The 22,057-nt window shown below is 40.1% G+C and carries 14 protein-coding genes and 1 rRNA gene; 4 read left to right on the top strand and 11 right to left on the bottom strand.

Going from position 1 to position 22,057, the window contains the following annotated elements:
• Positions 1-479: 479 nt before the first annotated feature.
• The 3 genes from htpG (at position 480) to CD001_RS07030 (ending at position 4,099) form a co-directional block, all read left to right on the top strand.
• Positions 480-2,354, top strand: a complete 1,875-nt coding sequence (htpG, locus tag CD001_RS07040; RefSeq protein WP_096186828.1) for a molecular chaperone HtpG — start codon at positions 480-482, stop codon at positions 2,352-2,354.
• A 193-nt stretch (positions 2,355-2,547) separates the two neighbouring features.
• Positions 2,548-3,345, top strand: a complete 798-nt coding sequence (locus CD001_RS07035; protein WP_096186827.1) for a DeoR/GlpR family DNA-binding transcription regulator — start codon at positions 2,548-2,550, stop codon at positions 3,343-3,345.
• Positions 3,320-4,099: an NUDIX hydrolase gene (locus tag CD001_RS07030; protein WP_096186826.1), complete on the top strand. Its 780-nt coding sequence runs from the start codon at positions 3,320-3,322 to the stop codon at positions 4,097-4,099. The genes CD001_RS07035 and CD001_RS07030 overlap by 26 nt, the downstream gene beginning before the upstream one ends.
• 61 nt (positions 4,100-4,160) lie before the next feature.
• Here CD001_RS07030 and CD001_RS25920 read toward each other — a convergent pair whose 3' ends face one another.
• From CD001_RS25920 to CD001_RS06995, 8 genes are all read right to left on the bottom strand, one after another.
• Positions 4,161-4,343, bottom strand: a complete 183-nt coding sequence (locus CD001_RS25920; RefSeq protein WP_142303553.1) for a hypothetical protein — start codon at positions 4,341-4,343, stop codon at positions 4,161-4,163.
• A gap of 10 nt (positions 4,344-4,353) precedes the next feature.
• The gene (locus tag CD001_RS07025) at positions 4,354-6,489 is read right to left on the bottom strand and encodes a hypothetical protein (RefSeq protein ID WP_096186825.1); all 2,136 of its coding nucleotides are present in this window, start codon (positions 6,487-6,489) and stop codon (positions 4,354-4,356) included.
• A 557-nt stretch (positions 6,490-7,046) separates the two neighbouring features.
• Positions 7,047-8,060 (bottom strand): tRNA (adenosine(37)-N6)-threonylcarbamoyltransferase complex transferase subunit TsaD, encoded by a 1,014-nt coding sequence (gene tsaD, locus CD001_RS07020; protein WP_096186824.1) that lies wholly within the window; start codon positions 8,058-8,060, stop codon positions 7,047-7,049.
• Positions 8,057-8,509: a ribosomal protein S18-alanine N-acetyltransferase gene (gene rimI, locus CD001_RS07015; protein ID WP_096186823.1), complete on the bottom strand. Its 453-nt coding sequence runs from the start codon at positions 8,507-8,509 to the stop codon at positions 8,057-8,059. The genes tsaD and rimI overlap by 4 nt, the downstream gene beginning before the upstream one ends.
• 24 nt (positions 8,510-8,533) lie before the next feature.
• Entirely contained in the window at positions 8,534-9,232 is a 699-nt protein-coding gene (tsaB, locus tag CD001_RS07010) for a tRNA (adenosine(37)-N6)-threonylcarbamoyltransferase complex dimerization subunit type 1 TsaB (RefSeq protein WP_096186822.1), read from the bottom strand.
• Complete coding sequence (gene tsaE / locus CD001_RS07005) at positions 9,229-9,687, bottom strand: tRNA (adenosine(37)-N6)-threonylcarbamoyltransferase complex ATPase subunit type 1 TsaE (protein ID WP_096186821.1); 459 nt, start codon at positions 9,685-9,687, stop codon at positions 9,229-9,231. Before tsaE ends, tsaB begins: the two co-directional genes overlap by 4 nt.
• 17 nt (positions 9,688-9,704) lie before the next feature.
• Positions 9,705-10,688, bottom strand: coding sequence for a thiamine-phosphate kinase (gene thiL, locus CD001_RS07000; protein ID WP_096190516.1), 984 nt, complete (start codon positions 10,686-10,688; stop codon positions 9,705-9,707).
• A 389-nt stretch (positions 10,689-11,077) separates the two neighbouring features.
• Positions 11,078-12,220 carry a trans-sulfuration enzyme family protein gene (locus CD001_RS06995; RefSeq protein ID WP_096186820.1) on the bottom strand — a complete coding sequence of 381 codons (1,143 nt, stop codon included), beginning with the start codon at positions 12,218-12,220 and terminating at the stop codon, positions 11,078-11,080.
• Positions 12,221-12,362: 142 nt separating this feature from the next.
• On the opposite strand from CD001_RS06995, the gene CD001_RS06990 reads away from it, so the two are divergent.
• On the top strand, positions 12,363-13,139 hold the full coding sequence (locus CD001_RS06990; protein ID WP_096186819.1) for a hypothetical protein: 777 nt from the start codon (positions 12,363-12,365) through the stop codon (positions 13,137-13,139).
• 224 nt (positions 13,140-13,363) lie between these two features.
• On the opposite strand, the gene CD001_RS06985 is transcribed toward CD001_RS06990, so the two are convergent.
• From CD001_RS06985 to rrf, 3 genes are all read right to left on the bottom strand, one after another.
• Positions 13,364-15,349: a methyl-accepting chemotaxis protein gene (locus CD001_RS06985; protein ID WP_096186818.1), complete on the bottom strand. Its 1,986-nt coding sequence runs from the start codon at positions 15,347-15,349 to the stop codon at positions 13,364-13,366.
• 210 nt (positions 15,350-15,559) lie between these two features.
• Complete coding sequence (locus tag CD001_RS06980) at positions 15,560-19,987, bottom strand: S8 family serine peptidase (protein WP_306454061.1); 4,428 nt, start codon at positions 19,985-19,987, stop codon at positions 15,560-15,562.
• A gap of 1,848 nt (positions 19,988-21,835) precedes the next feature.
• Positions 21,836-21,952, bottom strand: a 5S ribosomal RNA gene (gene rrf / locus CD001_RS06975).
• Positions 21,953-22,057: the final 105 nt, after the last annotated feature.

Below are 22,057 nucleotides of genomic sequence, written 5' to 3'. Positions count from 1 at the left end.
TTATTACGGAATTTTTAACAAAGCCTTGGTTGAAAGCTTATAGTTCCCATAATCTAATAAAGGACAATCTAACTCTTCCGAAGGAAGAAGAGATAAGCATTGACAAATGAGCATTTCACGTCCTATAATTTTCTTATTCATTAGGAGCTCCTTTTGTAGATGACTTGTTTGTATTAGGGAACAATACAAGGTCAACACATCTACAATAGGAGTTTTTTTATTGAATGTAAATACATATTTTTGAAAAGATGGAATTTATTTAAATTCATGCAACGCCATTGCCAGGTGCCAGGCACCTGGATATTTCTGGGTTTGTTTTTGTAAAAAAATGTGCAAACATATTGACATTAAACAGGAATTCAGTAAAATATCAATAGAATTAGCACTCTATCTAACCGAGTGCTAAAATGTCGACTCAATAAATCGGTGACCACGTTATTTTCGTCACCAGCAATCTTACATAAAAAGGAGTAATGATCATGGCGAAACAACAATTTAAAGCTGAATCGAAGCGTCTATTAGAAATGATGGTTAATTCGATTTATTCGCAAAAGGAAATCTTTTTGAGAGAATTAATCTCAAATGCAAGTGATGCCATCGACAAAATGTATTACAAAGCATTGACAGATGATTCTATCCAATTTGATCAAGACAGCTTCCACATTAAAATTTCAGCTGATAAAGAAAAACGAACGCTTACTATTGCTGATAGCGGAATCGGGATGACAGAGGAAGAACTCGAGCGAAATTTAGGGACGATTGCTGAAAGTGGTTCACTAGCGTTTAAAAAAGAAACCGAAATCAAAGATGGCCACGATATTATCGGTCAATTCGGTGTCGGCTTTTATTCCGCATTCATGGTTGCATCAAATGTAACGGTTCTGACAAAAGCATTTGGCAGTGATCAAGCGTACGAATGGGAATCTGACGGAGTCGAAGGGTACACGATCAAGCCTTCTGAAAAAGCTGAAGTAGGTACAACAATTACGATTCATTTGAAAGAAAATACAGATGATGAAAACTATGATGAGTTTTTAGAAGAATTCCGTTTAAAAAACATCATTAAAAAATATTCTGATTTCATCCGCTATCCAATTAAAATGGATGTGTCTGTTCAAAAGCCAAAAGCTGACAATGAAGAAGAAATGGAAGAGCATATTGAAGAACAGACAATCAACAGCATGGTACCGATTTGGCGAAAAAATAAAAGTGAACTGTCTGATGAGGATTACGAAAACTTCTACACAGAAAAACGTTACGGTTTTGATAAGCCGTTAAAGCATATTCACATTAAAGTTGACGGAACGATTCGCTACAATTCGATCTTATTTATTCCTGAAACGATTCCCTTTGACTATTACTCAAAGGAATTCGAAAAAGGGCTAGAGCTTTATTCAAGCGGAGTCCTCATCATGGACAAGTGCGCGGATTTACTGCCTGATTATTTCGGTTTTGTCAAAGGAATGGTTGATTCTGAAGACTTGTCATTGAACATTTCTCGAGAGATCCTGCAGCATGATCGTCAACTGAAGGCAATTGCAAAAAATATTAAAAACAAAATTAAAAATGAACTGCAGTCACTCTTAAAAAATGATCGTGAAAAATACGAGACATTCTACAATTCATTCGGTCGTCAGTTAAAGTATGGTGTCTACAGTGACTTTGGCAGCAATAAAGAAGATTTGCAGGATCTGCTTATGTTCTATTCTTCAAAAGAGAAGAAACTTGTCACATTAGACGAATATGTGTCTAGAATGCCAGAAGATCAAACGTACATTTACTATGCAACTGGCGAGTCATATGATCGCATTGAAAAACTTCCGCAAACTGAGCTCGTTTCTGATAAAGGCTATGAAATTCTTTATTTCACTGAAGATGTTGATGAGTTTGCGATTAAAATGTTAATGCAATACAAAGACAAGCAGTTTAAATCTGTTTCTAGCGGTGACCTTGGTCTTGACAATGATGATGAACAAAACGAGAAAGAGGTTGAGGAACATAAAGACCTCTTTAATGAAATGAAATCCATACTCGGTGACAAAGTAAAAGACGTCCGCATCTCTAAAAGACTGAAGTCTCATCCTGTCTGCTTAACAGCAGAAGGAGAAGTGACAATTGAAATGGAAAAAGTCCTTCAAGCGATGCCTGACAACCAAAACGTAAAAGCTGATAAAGTATTGGAAATCAACTTAAATCACGACATTTTCCAATCATTAAAGCAAGCTCACGAAAATGATCAAGATAAATTAACACTGTATACGAACCTCCTCTACAATCAGGCTCTCCTTATCGAAGGGCTGCCGCTTGAGGATCCGGTTACGTTCACAAATGATATGTGCAAAATTATGAATTAATATTTTTAAACCTGGTGGATCGTGTTCCATCAGGTTTTTTCATGAATTTTAGCTAAAGCGCGAATAAAATGGAAACAACCTTTACAAAACGGAATAAACACGACATAATAGTAACAAAAACAAGGGATAAACCGCATAATCAATAACTAAAACATGAACAAACTAGAACATACAATGTAAAGGAGGAACAACAATGTTTTCCGAAGAACGCAGAAAAAACATTTTTGAGATGGTTCAAAAGGAAGGACGTGTTTTAGCGAAAGATCTTGCAGATCAGTTCAACGTGTCAATTGATTCCATTCGACGTGATTTATCATTGTTGGAAAAAGAACGTTTAGTAAAGCGTACTCACGGAGGCGCTATTCCTTACCCGGATGCACGCACAAAGCCTCACCCTCCTCACCTTCGTTATAGTGAAGGTAATCCCTTTCAGCATGCAATCGCGAAAAAGGCTGCTTCGTACATTCAAAAGGATCAAACGCTTTTTATTGGCGGAGCTGCGATTCATTACGTGATGCTCAATTACTTGCCTGAAAAAATCAATTTTACAGTCGTGACAAATTCCGTTGAACTCGCATACGAGTTAAGGCATCGTGATCATATTCAAACATTCTTAATCGGAGGCAGCGTAAAATCATCCGGCAATATGACAGACATGCTAGCTAATGAATTTTTGCAGCATTTTCATTTCGACTTATGTTTTGCTACTGCCGGTGGTATTTCTGCAAAAGGGTTAAGTACAGCCACTCCTGAGGTCGCGATCTTCCATAAAAACGTGTTTGATCGTTCAAGACAGGTTATTGCTTTAATCGAACATACGAAATTCGGTGTTGATATGTTTTCATCAATGTCTTCATTAAATGAGTTAAACCTTATTATCACTGATGATGGTGTGGATAACGATCACCTCCAGGAAATCGAAACATTAGGTACAGAGATAATTATTGAAAAAGGGGGTTCATCTAATGATCGTTCGGAAAAAAACGTATAAGATCACACCCGATATGTTAGAGACATTTAATCATTTTTTCCACACTTATTTATACCCTAATCAACTGAAACATGGAGCAAAGTTGATCGGCCGCTGGGTAAATGAATCACAAACAGAAATCACTGCCATGTGGGAATATGAGAGTGTTGAACATTACCACTCGATTGAAAAAGATATTCAGCAAAGTGAACTTCACAGAGCCGCCCAGGAAAAACGAAAGGAGAATGGTCATTTATTTCTTGAATGCCATGAGGAGTTCCTTTCATCAACATCAGAAAAAGGAACGTATTTCCCTCCGAAACATATCGTCACTGTTAGCGGCTACATTACGAATGAAAAAGGAGAAGTTCTACTCGTTCGGAATCTCCACCGCTCTGATACGATGGAAATGCCCGGAGGTCAAGTTGAAGAAGGGGAGCGTCTCGATGATGCGATTCATCGTGAAATTTTTGAAGAAACGGGTGTCCATGTAACGTTAACAAACGTTTCCGGCATTTATCAAAATCACTCACGAGATATTACATGTATTGTTTTTAGAGGTACTTACAAATCAGGTACGCTGCAGCCTGAGGAAGGGGAAACATCAGAAGTTCTATTTGCACGATTGACAGAAGATAACCTCAGTTCTTTTATTACGCGTGAGCAATTTAAAGTCCGTGTACTTGATGCTATGAAAACTCAGACAGTTCCACTTAATATTTATCATGTTCAGCCCTTTCAGTTATTGAATCGTTACGGAGATAACAACAAATAAGAGACAAACAGAGCGAATCATATGATTCAGCTCTGTTTTGCATGTCGTGGATTGTTCAGTTCTATCTGTTTGGACGCAACTTCTCCTTGTTTGGGCGCAACTTCTCTTTGTTTCGATGCAACTTCTCTTCGTTTTGGCGCAACAACTCTTTGTTTGGGCGCAACTTCTCTTTGTTTTGGCGCAACAACTCTTCGTTTCGACGCAACTTCCCTTCGTTTAGACGCAACTTCTCGACTCTCAGCACAACTCTATTTCTACTTGTCACTTATCACTTGATCTGTGCGCACGAATTTTTTGGATTGAATCGACCACCCGTAGCTAATACACAAAGTAATAAACATTGATGTTGCTGCGGCAATGATACCTGAGTCATTTAAAAGGAGCAGTGCGATTGAAGCGACAATGCCTAGATGGCCAAGCAGTGCTTGATCTTTACAAAGTGCTACTTGCCGTGTTTTCCAGAGCATGACACCAATTAAAAAATAGCTTGTGATAAAAAGCTGAGACCAGTAGGATACACGGAATATTTTCCAATTCATCTCTATTTTTCGTTCAATGATGTTTAAAATTTCAGTAATGTCCCCTGAAAAAAGTTGGCTGAAGGCACGTGAAATATGTGTATCTGATTGTCCAAACTGCAGTAAAAATAATAAAAGAAGGAGTAATATTCCACCGACAAAAGCTACTCCAGCAATAATCCACAAACTTCTTTTTTTAAAGTATCTATGATACATAAAGAAGAGGAGGACAATACCGACAGAGAGACTTGCTCCAGCATTTGCACCCAGTGAACCATGTGCTAGGAAAATAATCATTGTGAATATGACCGTCATAAAGAGGATCAAACTATTACGTTGATAAGATTGTTCATGTTGTGTTTTTCTGAAATGGTCCAGCAGCGGATAAACCATGAATAATCCGCTTGCTATATAAATGCCGGCAAACTCATTGCCAATCCCATAATACCTTGCTCCAATGACTGGATCATAGCCTAAAAACGACCGTTGTATCATATGGTAGCCTGTTAACAAATCGATTGACAATGCTAAGAAAAAGAGGAAACACGCTGCGCTGAATGGCATTGGCACAAATTTTTTTAACAGGAGTGCAGACACCACACTTCCTAATGTAATGAATAGAACATATCCCATTGCTGAGAGTTGAACACCAATGAAAGAAGTGACTAAAAACCAAAGTGGAGACAAAACTCCGCTTAATAGAAGGATTTCTGTCCGTTCCCTCCAACTTACGTTTTTTTCCATGAGCCAAATCATCAGTGATGCTGCAATAAGCATGATGACTAATCCAGAGACATAACTTGACAGAACCTTTGCACGCCCGGTAAAAACATGGTTTATTTCTTCTAAACGTTCTTTAAAACTAGTGTAGTTTGGTCGACTTTCTGAATGTGTGAATAACTTCAATGGTGATCCGGCTGTGTCGATCTCAGATTTATCCACATCAAAATATTCAGCCCACGTTACCGTTAAATCGGTGTGACTAATGAGTCCGCTTCGTCGTGTCGTATTTGAGTAAATCGAATCATATTGATTTTCCTCTTCCCCCCATATCCACAATGGAGAGAGTTGGTTTTTATGTTGATATGCCTCATTGTGGACAAATGGTGAAACGAGCCAAACTTCGCCTAGTGTTTGTTCATACGCTTCTCGTAACGTTCGTTCAAGACTTAATAATGTCTTTTTATATTGGTTATTAAACGCTTCGTTCGTCATATAAGACTGTTCTTCTGTTAATCGGAATAAATCTCCCCACTCTATGACAATAAACGTTTGTGGATAACTTTTTTGAATATTAACAATTTTATCTACAAGTCGTTTTGTATCGATTCTTTCTCCGGTAGGAAAGTGACGATCATTTTTCATAAATCCGAACGTCATTCCGTTTGCTTCTCCACTTTTATCGATCGTCAATAACGACGCGTATCGTGCTTGCTCATGACGAGTATCTGCATGGCCGATTGTGTATCGATATACATCGTTATTTTTTAATATCTCTCCAAAATGTCCTGAATGTGGCGAATAGTTGCTCTCACTGTCTTTATCCACAAGCAAGTGAAAGTGTGGGTGCACGAGATCACTGTTTGGAACTTCTCCATACCATTGTGTCACTATGTCTCCCGCTCGTCCCCCTTCAATTTCTTCATGATGCTCGTATGCATTCCAGCCTTGGACTCCTTGAGCTCGTTTTCCAGTACTAATCGAAACCATATTATTTAAATAGGAGTATTGTCCGTCCGGCTTTACATTCATTGCAGCAAATCCGCCTTTCCCCCATAACCAATCTCTTTCACCGTGGCGAATAAACCAATCGATCTCTTGAAAAGATAAGCCAGGAACAACGACAATAGTCAGGTGCCTATGATCCGGCATAGTCTCCGCACTCACACTGGGGACAACGATGTGCAATCCGATCGCACTAATGAATACAAGAAAGCTTATTACGATAAACTGTAACTTCAAAAAAGAAAAAAACTTGCTTATTTTCTGACATATCCACATGATCCACAGTCCTATCCACATGATTTACCCGATTATATATGGGGAATCCAAACTTATACACATAAATGGCTATTTATCCACAATATGGTTGTTAACAAGTCGGGGACTTTATTTTTCAATGTTTGATATAGTTTTCCCCATTATCCACAGTTTGTGAATAACATGTTATTAACACGATCATATATTCGCATTTATTCACACCCAAATCATCGACCTGTGCACGAATCAAGTTCACAAAATTGTAACAGACCCGGTACCTGAAAATTACTTGAAAATTATTGACAATTTGGGGTGGGGGATGGATATTTTAAGCCCTCTTATCCTATTGTGGACAAGAAGGCTTTTAATTAAAATCTGAGTATGAATTTTTGTGGATCGTTTCATTTGAGTTTCATCTTCATTGTAGCTAAATCATGTGTATAAATTGTTTATAATTGTTTACCGGGCTGGCCGTTTAACCTGTCATCAGACCTGACTCCTTGTTCATACAAAATCGTTCCTGCGGATGCGATCATTGCTGCATTGTCTGTACACAACGATAAAGGAGGAATCGTTAAATGGATACCGTGTTGTTCACATGCTTCTGTCAGCTTTTGACGCAACCCTTTATTAGCTGCAACACCGCCAGCTAGTAAAAGTTGATTGACCTGTTTTTCCTCCGCTGCCTTCATCGTTTTCGTTACTAACACATCAATGACGCTTTCTTGGAAACTCGCTGCGACGTTTTCCACAAGTAACTCTTCGTTTTTTTGCTTTGCATTATGGAGCTTGTTAATAACTGCAGATTTTAAGCCGCTAAAACTAAAATCATACGAGTCATCTTCTAGCCATGCACGTGGAAAATCAATCGTCACTTCTCCTTCGTGGGCAAGCTTGTCAATATGGGGTCCTCCTGGATATGGCAAACCTAATGTTCTCGCAACTTTATCGTACGCTTCTCCGACAGCATCATCTCTCGTTTCTCCGATCACATGAAATGATGCGTGCTCATCCATATAAATAAGCTCAGTATGTCCGCCAGATACAACTAACGTGAGCAGTGGGAAGCTTAGCTCCTGTACAATATGATTCGCATAAATGTGCCCCGCAATATGATGGACACCGATAAGAGGTTTCTCTTGGGCAAAAGCAAGAGCTTTTGCGGCATTCACACCGACAAGAAGTGCCCCGACTAATCCAGGTCCTTCTGTAACAGCGATCCCATCAACATCATCAAATGTGACATCCGCTTCTTTCATTGCTTCTTCAATGATATATGTGATTTGCTCTACATGATGCCGTGAAGCAATTTCGGGAACGACACCACCAAAACGCTTATGACTTTCAATTTGTGAAGAAACGACGTTGCTTAAAATATCTCTGCCATTTTTCACAATAGCAGCTGACGTTTCATCACAGCTCGTTTCAATACCTAATATGATTGTCTCGTTCTTTTTTGTCATGATAAATTCACCCACATTATTTGTGCATCTTCTTGATTATCTGTGTAATAGTTTTTTCGAATCCCGCCTTCGACAAAGCCGAGCTTTTTATATAATCTTTGAGCAGTATCGTTGGAAACACGTACTTCCAATGTTAATTTCGCAGCCCCTAACGTTTTTGCCATATGCATAGAACCTAACAGCAATTGTTTTCCTATCCCTTTTCTTCTCCAGGAAGTATGCACAGCCACATTCGTAATGTGTGCTTCATCAACAATGACCCAAACTCCGCAATATCCGATGACACGTTCCTTCGTGGCTGCAACTAAATAATAGGCAAACTGGTTCGTCGTTAACTCATTCATAAATGCGCTTTTACTCCACGGAGATGGGAAACAGTCATGTTCCACCTTTAAAACGTCGTCTAGATCTTCTTCTTTCATAAATCGGATGACAATTTCTTCCCCCATAATTTAGCCGCCTTACTAATATAATTATTTTCCTTTATTTTCGGCAAGCCACTTTGACTCGGCTTCTGCTAACCGTAAATAATTTGGAGCAAACAGATGAATCTCTTTTTCAGCTTCTTTTTTTGAACCGATCAAAGCTAATTCCCCTGGCCGCGGATAAGTGACAGCCGGCTCTGCAAATTGAGCTTCACTGGCCATTATGCTGTCAATGACTTCTTTTTGCTTGTCCATTTCGGGACTAACAAACAACACCTGTTCGTCTAATGATTGAAGATATTCTAGCCATTCTTTATGTTGAACGATTTGATTTTCCTTCACCTGTATGATTGAATGACCTTCGGATTTATAAAGACCTGTAAAAACTTGGCCGCGCCTCGCATCAATAAACGGTGAAATATAACCTTGAAAATGGCGTCCGTTTTGTGCCATTAGCTCAATACTTGATACACCTACTATAGGAATATTTAATGACCAAGCCATCGTCTTTGCTGTTGTGACACCAATTCTGACACCTGTGTATGACCCAGGTCCTTCATTAACAACGATTTTATCGAGTTTTGCAGGCTTCATTTCCACCTCATCCATTAGAGAGCGAATCGCTGGCATGAGACGAAGCGAGTGATTCTTGTTAATATGTGTGACAAATTCTCCTGCGACACGATTATCCGTTAACAGGGCTACCCCCATTACGTATGTTGAAGTATCAATAGCTAATACATTCATGATTTAAATATCTCCTTGCCTAAGTTTTCAAAACGCTCTCCGTGTGTAAAAAATGTAAGCTGTCTCTCTGTTTCACCTTGATGCTTCATGATGATTTCGAGCCGTTCATCAGGTAACTGTTCCTCAATCATACTCGGCCACTCGACAACGGTTATCCCCTGTCCTTCAAAGTAATCACCCAGACCAAGATCCTCCATCTCATCCTCTAATCTGTATGCATCCATATGATAGAGTGGAAGACGTCCTTCATATTCTTTCATAATCGTAAACGTAGGGCTGTTCACATTTCTTTCCACTCCAAGACCTTTTGCGAGTCCTTTTGTAAAGCTTGTCTTACCTGCACCTAAATCACCTTCCAGCGTAACGACATCTCCAGGCTGCAAATGAAAGGCAATTTTTTTAGCAAGGTCCCACGTTTCTTGCTCAGAGTGAGATAAAAATGTCCAATGATTCATTCCTCGTATCCTCCAAACTACAAATGATCGTAACCAGTTTTGTTCAACTCAACTTTTTCATTACTTTTCAAGAGAAATACTCGGCTGTCTCCTTCTTCGACATAGCCGATCTTTTTTATTTGCAGCTGTTCCCGCTCAAATAGTTCTACACACTTTTGCCAATCTTTTTCACTCATCGATCCAACTAGTTGGAAATCCTCACCGCCATATAACAGCCATGACTCCTGTTTTTCCTGTTCAGCTTCTGCAATAAGTAGTGCTTTCTCTAGAGCTTCCCATTTGATGCAAATGTTCACTCCGCTTGCATCAGCAATTTCCTTTGCTTCACTAGCAAGGCCGTCACTTACATCATTGAGTGAAACACGGATATCGTTTTCAACAAATAACCGCCCTGCTTTTACTTGCGGTTCAGGTTTTTGGTGGGCACGTATGTATGGCTTCCATTCACTGTTGTCCTCCACAGCGGTCCCATGCTCTAATAGCAGTTCTAATCCAACAGAAGATAAACCGAGTTTTCCAGTCGTAAATAAAATATCGCCCGGCTTAGCATTGGAACGAAGTAAGGCGGCTTGCTTCTCAACCTTTCCGATCACAGTTACGGTTATGACAAGGTGTTTAGTTGTTGATACCGTATCTCCTCCGATTAAATCCATCTGATACAAATCAGCTATTTCCTTCATTCCTTCGTAAATAGCATGAAGCTCACTTCTCTGCCAGCCGTCTTTAGGAATCGCAATCGAGACGAGGTAATACAACGGAATCGATCCCATCGCAGCGAGGTCACTAATATTTACTGCTAACGCCTTATAACCAATGGATTGGATCGGCATCGTTGTCCTTTTAAAATGGACACCTTCGACCATCGTATCGACAGCTACTACTGAATCATATTGATCATTGGATGCAACGACTGCTGCATCGTCTCCAATTCCAGTCATAACCGTCCCTTGATAAAAAGAAGACGGTTTAATTGATTGAATCCAATTCAATTCATTGTTCATAAGGTCACCCGCTTTCTGACTTCCATATAGTTGCATCTTCTCCAAATAAACGAGATATTTAACTTTATCTGTCGTTTTTCCGTTCTTCATTATATCAAATAAAAGATTGATACAACAGATTTCACTCACTTCTTTGCGCATAAACAAAACATCGCTATCGCTAAAAGAGATCCTCGAGACAACTCGCTAGATCAGATCTTCGACTAAAACCCCCGCTTCCTGCGGGAACACCGAAGTCACCACATCCGTGTGGAAGCTCGTGATGTAAACGCTTTTCGGTGAGCTAGACGTAACAACTATTTCGGGAACTTATCCAACAAGATCTAAATCTATAGTTTCCAAGACAACAAAAAAGCAGCATGGAACGTAATCCAAGCCGCTTTACTTATTTATTCATGAACCTCACAACTTTTCAACGCTTTCACAAATACGTCAATAATATCTTGCTCGTCTTCGATTCCGACTGAAATCCTCACCATAGCAGGCGTCACCCCTAGTCTTTTTCGGGTCTCTTCCGGGATCGGCCGGTGAGACGTCCCTACTGGATAGGTGACACTCGTTTCAACTCCTGCGAGCGTTGGGACAACTTTAACCCAGTCTAATTGACGGAAAAATTCATACACGTCTGCCCGATCGGCTAAATCAATCGTTACAATCGCACCATTTCCTTTATCCGAGGCATTTTTCGGATAAAATACTTTTTTCACTTGCGGCATTTGTTGTAACGTAGTTGCCAATGCTTCAGCATTCCTAGACTGTCTTTCCATTCTTAAACTTAATGTTTTTAACCCTCTTGTACCGAGCCAACCATCAAAAGGACCAAGATTACTTCCTAAATGAACAACTTTTGCCTTTGCTTTTTCCATAAGTTCAAAGCTGCCTGTTAATACTCCTGCTGACAAGTCACTATGTCCGCCAATGTACTTTGTCGCGCTATGTACAACGAGATCAACTCCCGATTCATGTGGGCGGATCAAATACGGTGTTGCGAAGGTGTTATCAACCATCGTTTTCAGCTGATGCCTTTTTGCAAGCGCAACGAGACTCTCTAAATTCTCTACCCGCAATAATGGATTCGTAATCGACTCCGTATATAGTAAAACCGTGTTCTCTTTTATTGCTCGTTCTACTTCCTTTTCGTTTTGAAAATCAACAAAACTGACATCAATATTAAAATCCGCTAGTTCGTGGGCAAACAACTGATAAGTTCCGCCATACAAATCTTCTGTTGCAACGATATGATCACCTGACTTTGCTACCGCTAATACACCGGCTAGAATGGCTGAAATTCCAGAGGAAGACGCAACTCCCATTTTTGCCCCTTCTAAGTCCGCCACTCCTTTACCTAAATCATCTGTGTTCGGGTTCCCCAACCTAGTATACAAATAATCTTTATTCCCTTGGAAAAAATCCTCCATATCTTCTAGATCTTGAAATGAAAAAGCAGATGTTTGATAAATAGGCTTCGTCTTACTTATTTCATTTGCCGTTATTTTTTCCTGAAAATGAACATTTTTTGTTTGGAATTTCATATGTAACCCCCCTCCCTTATTTATCACTCTATCATACATGAACTCGACTCTTTGTCACAACAAATCTACCTTTGAGTTATGTTCTTTTTTCAAAACGACTGTTAAAATAAGTATAGAACCAAAATATGTAAAGGAGTATTCTATGATTTCTAAAGGATTCAAAACATTGCAAACATACACGAGTGTAGCAATGTATCCGATCATTCTTGATATTAGTTTTTTTATTTTCACTTTAATTGTGGCTGGCTATCGTCACATTTCTACCGCATCATTCCAGTTTTCAATTCATCCTGGCCTCCCGTCTATCTCCAATATTTTAGAAGATCGAACGATCATCCATCCCTTACGTTTTGATATAGGTGAAGAAGGAATGGCTGGAATAATAATCATCGCTTTTATAGCTTCTATTCTACTATTAGCTTTTGTTGAAGGTGGATTTATTGCACTACTTAATCAGACGATTTTAGATGATACAGAGGTAGAATTCCACACGTTTATTACATATGGTAAAAAACATTGGAAAGATTTTATAATCGTTCTGTTTATACAAATCATCCTTGTTTTATGCATGTTTTTTATTACGATAATCTTTAATTTTATAGGATTCTTTATTAGCATCATACTCGCCATTGTCCTTCGAATACTGTTTATTTTTTGGGAATATACGATTGTGTCGGAAAATATCCGGCCAACTGAGGCACTATCAAAAAGCAGAGAATACTTTAAACATAGAGTGCCAGACACGTCCTTTGTTATTGTTGCAATCATCTGTTTTAACCTAGCATTTGGTTTTATAGTAAATCTCATTCCTCACCCTATTTTCTTTCTGATGTTTATCGTCTTATACGGTTACTTAGCAACTGGTTTCCAGTTTTCACTTATGCACACGTTTCATGCGACGAAACAACAATATTCTTAAAAACTGCCATTCGACAATATTTACAAGAGTTTTATATTCTATTTATTAAAAATTAACAATTCATTCGTATAATAGGTGATGAAGAAGAGAGCCAGTCACTCCCTTCTCCGTTCTCACTCTAAACAGCAGCTTTTTTATGAAATGATTTTCCCCCTTTCATTTCATAGAAAAAACCTAGGTTCCGTTTTGGGATCCTAGGTTTTTTCAACTTACCTCAACTAATTTTACACTTGAAATCGATTCGTTTTCTCTTGTAATCCAGTACTTAAGTCATTAAGTTGTTCAGCCGTTTTACCAACTGTTTCAATCGCTTTTGTTTGTTCTGCTGCAGAAGCAGAAACTTCTTCTGATGTCGCTGCAGCCCCTTCAGCCACCTCAGCTATACTTGAAATAGACTGAACAATATGTGCTTTCTGTTCGTTAATTCCATTTAAATCAACCGACAGCTTTTCAAGCGAGTCTGTTAAATTCTCAATATAGCTAACGATGGAAGTGAACGATTGATGAGTATCGTGAACAGCCTTTTGCTGATCCTCACTCATCTCATTTGCTTTTTCCATCGATGATACGACATGTTCAGATTCCTTTTCAACTTCTGAAAGTGTACCTCGAATTTGTTCGGTTGCATTCATAGATTGCTCTGCTAGTTTTCTTACTTCATCTGCAACGACAGCAAATCCTTTACCATGCTCACCTGCTCGAGCTGCTTCAATACTTGCATTTAGAGCTAATAAATTCGTTTGGTCAGCGAATTCAGAGATCGTGTTTACAATTGTCCCGATGTCACTTACTTTTCTCGTAAGTTTCTGAATGGCATTGTCGACCTTTGATGATACTTCTCGCGACTCTTTCGTTCGTTCGTCAAGTACTTCCATTTGTTTAATGCCTTGCTCATTAGCTGCTCTCATTTCAGAAGACAATGTATTCATATCGTTCGTTTGACTCGCAGCGGTTTCAACTTGTTCAGATAACCGATGAACTTGTTGATTCGCTTCTTCTATGTCTTCAGCTTGTTTTGAAGCTCCAACAGCTACTTCGCTTACTGCAAGCGACATATCATCGCTCGTCGCCATTGTCTCTTCCGATACGGCACTCAGCTCTTCTGCCATCCCCTTACAATCATTTGCAGAGTTTTGAATCGACCCTATAAGCTGTCTAAGTTCTGTACTCATATGATTGACTGATGAAGCCAATTGACTAATCTCGTCCTTCCCTTTCACAGTCACTTCAGTTGAAAAGTCACCTTCTGACATTTGTTTCACTTTATCATTTAATAGACGAATTGGCTTGGTCATTCTGCTAGCAACGAAATAAGAAGCTGCAATGGCTAATACAATTGTAATCACTGAAACGATAATAAACGTATTTCTCGTCGTAACTAATTCTGCATAAAGCTCATTATTATCATAGATGGATGCGACCTTCCATCCGTATTCATCAACCTCTCCGAAAAAAATCGTTTGGTTCCCGTCATTAAAAGAGTTATGATCTTGCTCAGATTGATAAGCTTGTGCTAATAAAGAATCTTCATTCACATCAATACCAACTTGTGAGGTATCGGTATGTGCGATCACAATTCCATTTGTATCTATAAGTGCTAATTCTCCATTGTAGCCTATTTCTGTTTGCTCTAATAAGGAGACCATGTCATTTAATGCTACATCAATAGCCTTAACTCCTAGCATTTGACCATTATCTGACGTTATCGACTTCCCGACTGTGATAACTAGGTCATTTGTATCAACATCTATGTAAGGTGCTGTCCAGATTACCTCTCCCTCACCTTCACTTGCATCTTCATACCATGGTCGGTCTCTTGGATCAAAGTCATCTGGCAAACTAATTTCAGGTGTTGAAATTAGGTCCCCTTCCTCTGTTCCTATGTACATTAATTGAACACCATTCTCCATTTCCATAAAAGACTGATGACTTTGTGATAAACTCCGCCATAAACTTTCATCTTGATCGCCTTGAAGATAGTCAATTGATCGTTGATCATCAGCTAGCATTGCAACCGTAATATGATATTTTTGCAAATAAGACTGAATAAACCTGTCAACATCTTTAACAGTTGATGTCGCATTCTCCGTTACAGACTCCTCAATTCCATCACTTAGCTGAAAATAAATAACAGCGGAGGTAAGGAGCATCATAAAGATAATTAACCCGCTAGTAAATGTTACGAGCTTTCCTTTAACTGATTTTGTCATATCAACACCCCTTCAATAAGCATTTTATACCTCGACTTTATAACTATTTCCTAATTATGAATTATTAATATTCACAATACAAGTTGTTTTCTGAAAAAATAGTCCTTTTATATAAAAAAAATTGTAGTACAAAGTATTAATGGCACGCAAAAAATTCGACAAGTGCCTGGCACTTGTCGAATCTATATAAATATGTTTCTACTACTTAGCTTATTCGACGTTAATGAACAGTTTACCGTCGGCTAGAGCACGAACTTCGTTACCATAGTCGTCGCGAGCGATGACTTCAACTTCTGCACCGTCCGCTTCAACGTTAGAGGTTGCTGTGTAGTAACCTACATAGTAACCTGGTGACGTTTCTTGCATCGGCAGCTCGGTCGCGTTTGACGATTGTGCCGATGGAAGGTTTGTAAGCGGCATACGGATCACAAAGGTTGCATCTAATCCTTCTTCAGCTTCGAAGCTAATAAGGACAGTTTCCCCAGCATTGAGATCTGTATCCTCTTCTGGTGTTATATTTGTAAGCTCATAATCACCAAAGTTTGCGTGAACCGTAATCGTTTCTTCACTCGTGTTTCCTGCCAGGTCAAGGGCAACGACATTAATTTCGTTAGCTCCTTCATCGACTAGCATTCGGTGTGAGAAGTTTCCATCTTCATCGACATTAGCATCTTGACCATTAACTTGTACGCTGTCTAAGTTATCGTCTGATGCAGTACCTGTAACCGTAATCGCTTCACGGTTAATGAGGTCACCGTCAGCAGGACTTTCAATTACTAACTCGGGTGCTTCCTGGTCAAGAATGACTGTAACCGATTCTGATTCGCCTGTACGTCCTGTATCAGTACTAGCTGCAGCAGTGAGGACGTTTTCACCATCTTCTAGCGATACATCAACAGAGAAGTTACCAGAGTCATCAGCTGTTGTTTCAGCAACTTCTTCTCCGTTGTTTGAGAGATGAACATTTACGCTTGGAGACGCTTGTCCTTCAACAGTAACTGTGTCTTCGTTCGTAAACGTACCATCTTCTGGAGATTCTATTGTTGGTACGGAAACTTCATAGTTTACTAGCGCACGAATCATATAATTCCCTTCTGATTCAGGCGATTTTGTAAACGATCCACCAACATATTGCCAGTTACGGTCGGAATAAGGACCGTCTTCATCTGTAGCAAGTCCAGGTGAATAAGGGTTTGGATCAGTTTGAATGTACATCAAGTAGAAGTCGCCATCTACAATAATCCCTTCTGATTCCAAATCAACGTGTGTCCAAGTTCCATCACGCATTGCTTCAGCATCAAATGGACCTGCAATACGTTCTCCTGGAGCTCCATCAGTTCCAGTTGCATCATAGATCGCTACTTGGAAATCAGTTCCGCCTGGTACTGGCCATTCAGTATCCCAGAATCGGAATAAACCACCTGTTATCATCGCACTATCTTGGCCGTCTTCAAGAGACATTCTTACAGCCCAGCCGTTACCAGCATCGAAAAATGCACGAGCGTTTTCAGCTGTTCCATCGTCATAACCAATTTCACCAGGGAATCCGATGAAAGGTGTAAGACTAATGTCTTCAGTATAAACCTCATCGCCAACGATCGTTACTTCAGCTTCAGAGCTGTAGAAGCTAGGTGCGAAAACTTGTAACGTGTACGTTCCTTCGTATGCATCAATAGAGAACGAACCATCTGCATCAGTAGTAGCTGGAGCGACACGCGGATCTTCTTTTAACAATACTGTTGCTCCCTCAATAGGTTCGTCTGTTGCTTCGTTCGAAACAGTACCTGTTACTGTACCTTGATCTAATTCGTCAAGTACAAAGCTTACTTCTGCATTTTCGTCAGCTTCTAATGATACAGCTTCCTCAGCAGCATGGAAACCGTATGCTTCAGCGCGTACAGTGAAGTCTCCTGCTGGATGCATCATGTTGAAGCTTCCGTCAGATGGGTTCGTTTGGACGGAACGTCCTGATTCAAGAACCGATACAGTTGCAGATAGTGGAAGACCACTTGATACTTCAGGATCATCTTCAGATTTACCGTCGTCATCTTTTCCTTTTCCAGGATGACCGTCTTTATGTCCTGGTGGCGTAAAGTCAGCATCTTTTCCTGGAGGCGTTACGTGTTGAGACGGATCTGTTTTCTTTTTCAACAATCCTGGCGCATTAATTGTACCTACATTCATCATCGGAGCCATCATCTGATTAAAGCCAATGTTATTGTCAACAATACCAATCGATCCACCGATATCATCAGTACCAGTTGCTTCGTCAGTTAAAGAGACATGGTCAATGTACCAGCCTGGACGGACAATGATAAAATCAGAGTAGGCATTAAAACCGACAACAATGCGCTCACCAGCGTATTCGCTCAGGTCGATAGATGCATCAACCCAGTCGCCTGATTCACCGTTAACAGTGTGGAGCGTTTCCCATGTATCCATGCCGTCTGTTGAAACGACAAGGTAACCATAGTCGTAGTTCGTTTCAAAATTGAACCATTCTTTGTACTCAAGGTAGAAGTCACCTTCGTCAGGAACTTGTACAGGTGGCATGATGAGTGTCGCATTCATGTCGTTACCGTAGTCGCCATCTAGGTTCGTAGCGTATACATTGTCTCCAGTATAGGCGTCATTCGGACCTGATGTCGGCTCACCCCATTCCCAACTATCGTTGTCTCCGAAGCTCATCCAGCCGATTGGTGTGCTCTCGAAGTCTTGATAATAACCTGTAGAGATGGCTTCATTAACAGCCACTTCGTAAACGTCGGTTTCAACTGTATTTCCACCGAAGTCGTCAATAGTAAAGAAGTATTCAACTGCCGGCGCATCAATGTCGCTACCCGGGATGGAGACTTCATAAATAGCGTCTCGGAAGTCACCACTTCTACGATTAGCTTCAAGATCGTGCCATTCGCCGTCTTTTTCAAAAGAAAGAGTGACGTCAGTAATACTTACATTGTCTTGAACGTGAATTTCAAGTGGAAGGTTTAGACCTTCATACGTTTCTTCCGGAGCTGTATGTTCGTACGTTGGAGGCTCAGTATCTTCACCATCCTGAAGTACGTTTCCAGAGATGTTACCGATTCCGTCCATAACGCTCATAACTGCATCATAGGCGTTGATGATACCATGACCGAAACCGTTATTTGGAGCTTCCGGATATTGGTCATTCGTGCGTGGTGTTGCTGTTGTTTCCATGATTTCTGCAAGATCGTCTAGAGAAAGGTCCGAATTCACTTGAAGAAGAAGTGCTGCTAGTCCAGCTACGTGAGGTGCTGCCATCGAAGTTCCGTTCCAGCCTCCTTCATATCCAGACCCTGGAACTGCTGAACGTACGTTTACACCAGGTGCACTTACGTCCGGTTTCATTTCATCGTATGGCGATGGACCTTGTGAAGAAAAACTAGCTAGGTTTTGGTTGGAGTCAGTTGCCCCTACGGCGTAGGATTCAGGGTAATTCGCTGGGACACCTACTGTTCCTGGACCAGCTGTATTCCCTGATGCAAAGACAGGTAAAATACCAGCTGCACGCCAGTTTTGAACCATTGGGCGGTACCATTCGTTAAGTCCACCTGAGCCACCCCAAGAGTTATTCACTACATCAGGTGCATGTTCAGGGTGTGGATTTCCATCTGCATCTGTTGGAGCGAGCATCCACTCACCAGCAGCAAGAAGGTCCCCTTGAGTACCGCCACCACTAGCTGAAAGCGCTTTGGCTGCAATCCACTGGGCACCAGGAGCTACACCAACTTTGTTTGACCCATCTTCTTCACCACCGACTATAGTACCGTTAACGTGGGTACCGTGACCATGGTCATCATATGCTTCTTCGTTACCATTTGATGTTGCATCAAAGAAGCTGAACGTATGATCAACTGTGTCAGTTGCCGCATCATATCCACGGTATGTGTGCTTGAAGGATGGGTGATCCCATTGTACACCAGTGTCGATATTACCTACGACGATCCCCTGTCCATCGACACCCATATCCCAAACATCAGGAGCACCGATTTGCTCGATATTCCACTCAATGTCTTCATTCGCTGTTTTAGGTGTGTCAGTTGGAGCATTGTCAGCTTGGAGGTCAGGTCCACCAGCTTCTAGGAGAAATACCTCTTCGTTAGGTGTGATCTCTGCAATCTCTGAAAATCCTTTCAAAGACTCAAGAACTTCTTTTGTTGCGACTACTTCAAGCCCATTGACGATATAGAAAGAACGGATATTTTTTACGTTGCCGTTCTTTTCTTCTTTAGCAAGAAAGTCTTTTAGCTCAACTTGAGATTCCATTGCTGTTGAGCGGAGTTCTGAAACGATTGCTGTACGTTGCGCAAGTGTTACATCAGATGTGTTAGCCACCTGGATGTTGTTGCTCGCAACGTCAGCCGCTACTTTCTCTGTATCTACTTGGTCTTTCATTTTGACTAAGAAAGAAACATACTCTTCTTTTTCAAATTCGTTCATGACCTCACTACTTACCTCAACTGCAGCTGATTTGTCAGTTTCATTAAGGTAAGACGTTGACGCATCGTTTCCCTGAGCTCCCGCATGTTGTGGAAGCAACAAAGGAATCATGAGCGCAAAGATCATCGTCCAGATTATCCCTAAGCGCATGCTACGTTTCGTAGGCAAAAAAACCACTCCTTTTGTATTGTTTCGGGTATCCCCCGAACTGTTTTTGGCAGTTCCGCACGCATATGTTTACGTATGTACGGGGCGCCGTTTTGTGAAAATGATCGTTGAGACTGAAGATGTTGAACATAGATACAGTGTAGATATCTTGATGTGGAAGAAAATGAAGTTGATGAATGGGCTTACTTCTATGAAGACTTACAGGGCGTGTACGGAAGATATAGTTGATAGTTTTCTTTCTTCTTTTAAGGCTTGATGGAAGTGCCTCGAAAAAGAAGTGAGAAAATAAACTGGAAGAACAGACATTTTAATATAGTCTAGTAAACTAGTTCCCCAATTTTCCCTACAACTAATTCCCACAGACCTTCCGATAAAGTTCGTGCTGTTGTTTCCAACTTCACAAAAAGTTGACAACTTCTCCTCTCTCGATCCCCCTTTCAATGACCTCTTTCTTGTTCGTTATGAAGGTTTCTTGTTGTTAATGTGCATTTTATAGAACATTTTGCAATAAATCACTAGTATTTGGTAAAAATAAGACTAAAGAATTCAGAAAATTTGTAATAATAGTCAAGAAGTTTGAAAAATTATGAAAAAAACAAATATAAATGTAGGATTTTTCCACTAAAATGTGTTGAATCCAAAGATTACCAGGTAACGTCATGGTAATTTATGTCGTTTCACACTGATCTCATATTATGAAGAAAGTAGTGTAAAAATAATTGTACTGCAAGACGTTCGTAACGGAATTACATAGTACAAAATATGGAATATCATACTTAGTAATTTCAGATAAGAAAAACAATGTCGAATCGATAGTGAAATAGTTCGAGAGAATTGTGCGGGGGCTGTCACCCGTCAGTTTGTTCGGTGGACATCCCTCACACAATTTTGTGATCTCGAAAAAATCCTAACATACCAATGTTTTAATCTGTTTAGTATGTTATGGTTTTAAAGCTTTATAGAGGTAATACTTTAGTGTAGTTTGTAGGTCTATTATATGGTTGGCTACAATCTTTCGAATGCCGTGGGGGTTTTGGTTTAAATGTTAAATTGTTGGCTTTTAGTTTTTTTGAGGATTTTGTTTTAATGAGTGAAACCTAATATTTGGCCGAAGCAGGGGAGCTGGGTCTAGAGATATATCGAATAAAGTTTAAATTGACCAAATGTCATCAAAAAACGAAACAACACCAAACTCTCACAGAAGGAGAGCCACATTCAGTAACAAGTTTTATTAAAAAAATAGTCTTTTCTACGAAAAATTTTTAATATAAAGGATAAAACCTTAAACGACAAAGTGTTTTATGCTGTTCTAGCTGTTTATCCGCGAATTTATGGGTTTATCAGATGGTTTATCCACGAATTTTTTGTTTTATCCGGTAAAAAATTCGTTTTATCCGTCAAAAATCCGGGTTTATCCAGTAATAAATTCGTTTTATCCGCTAACTAGAATGATTATAAATTAATGATGCTCAAACCTATTTCACTTCAATAACATCTCATTTTCATAAAAAAAGACACCTTCTATTGAAGGTGCCTTTGACAGCCCAGCAGCGTCCTACTTTCACAGGGGGAGAGCCCCCAACTACCATCGGCGCTTTTCGGCACACGATGAACGGCGAATCTCCGACGTACAGGATGTAATAGTGCTGGCGTTACAACAGGACGTTGTGCTCTTAGCCAGCGTTCATTCCTCTCATTGCTCACTTCTCATGGACATCGTAGATTCCGAGGCTCGCTCTCTCGCTTCCTTGACCTTCTTGTTCCTCCTGTACCTTCCCTGTTTGATACCTTACGATATCACTTTCTTTTTTTCATTACATAGAAAAAAGACACCCTCTTTTGAAGGTGCCTTTGATAGCCCAGCAGCGTCCTACTCTTACAGGGGGAGATCCCCCAACTACCATCGGCGCTGGAGAGCTTAACTTCCGTGTTCGGCATGGGAACGGGTGTGACCTCTCCGCTATCGTCACTGGACTATTTAAATGTTGAGAAGTTCTCTTGTTTCATTGCCTACTCATACAAGGCAATTCAACTTATCTTTATCCTCTCAAAACTAGATAACATTTGACTGATGACCTT

It is taken from the genome of Evansella halocellulosilytica, assembly GCF_002335745.1.
GTDB lineage: Bacteria > Bacillota > Bacilli > Bacillales > Salisediminibacteriaceae > Bacillus_CA > Bacillus_CA halocellulosilytica.
The sequence above is the reverse complement of the archived record's forward strand: the minus strand, read 5'-3'. Positions and strand labels throughout refer to the sequence as shown.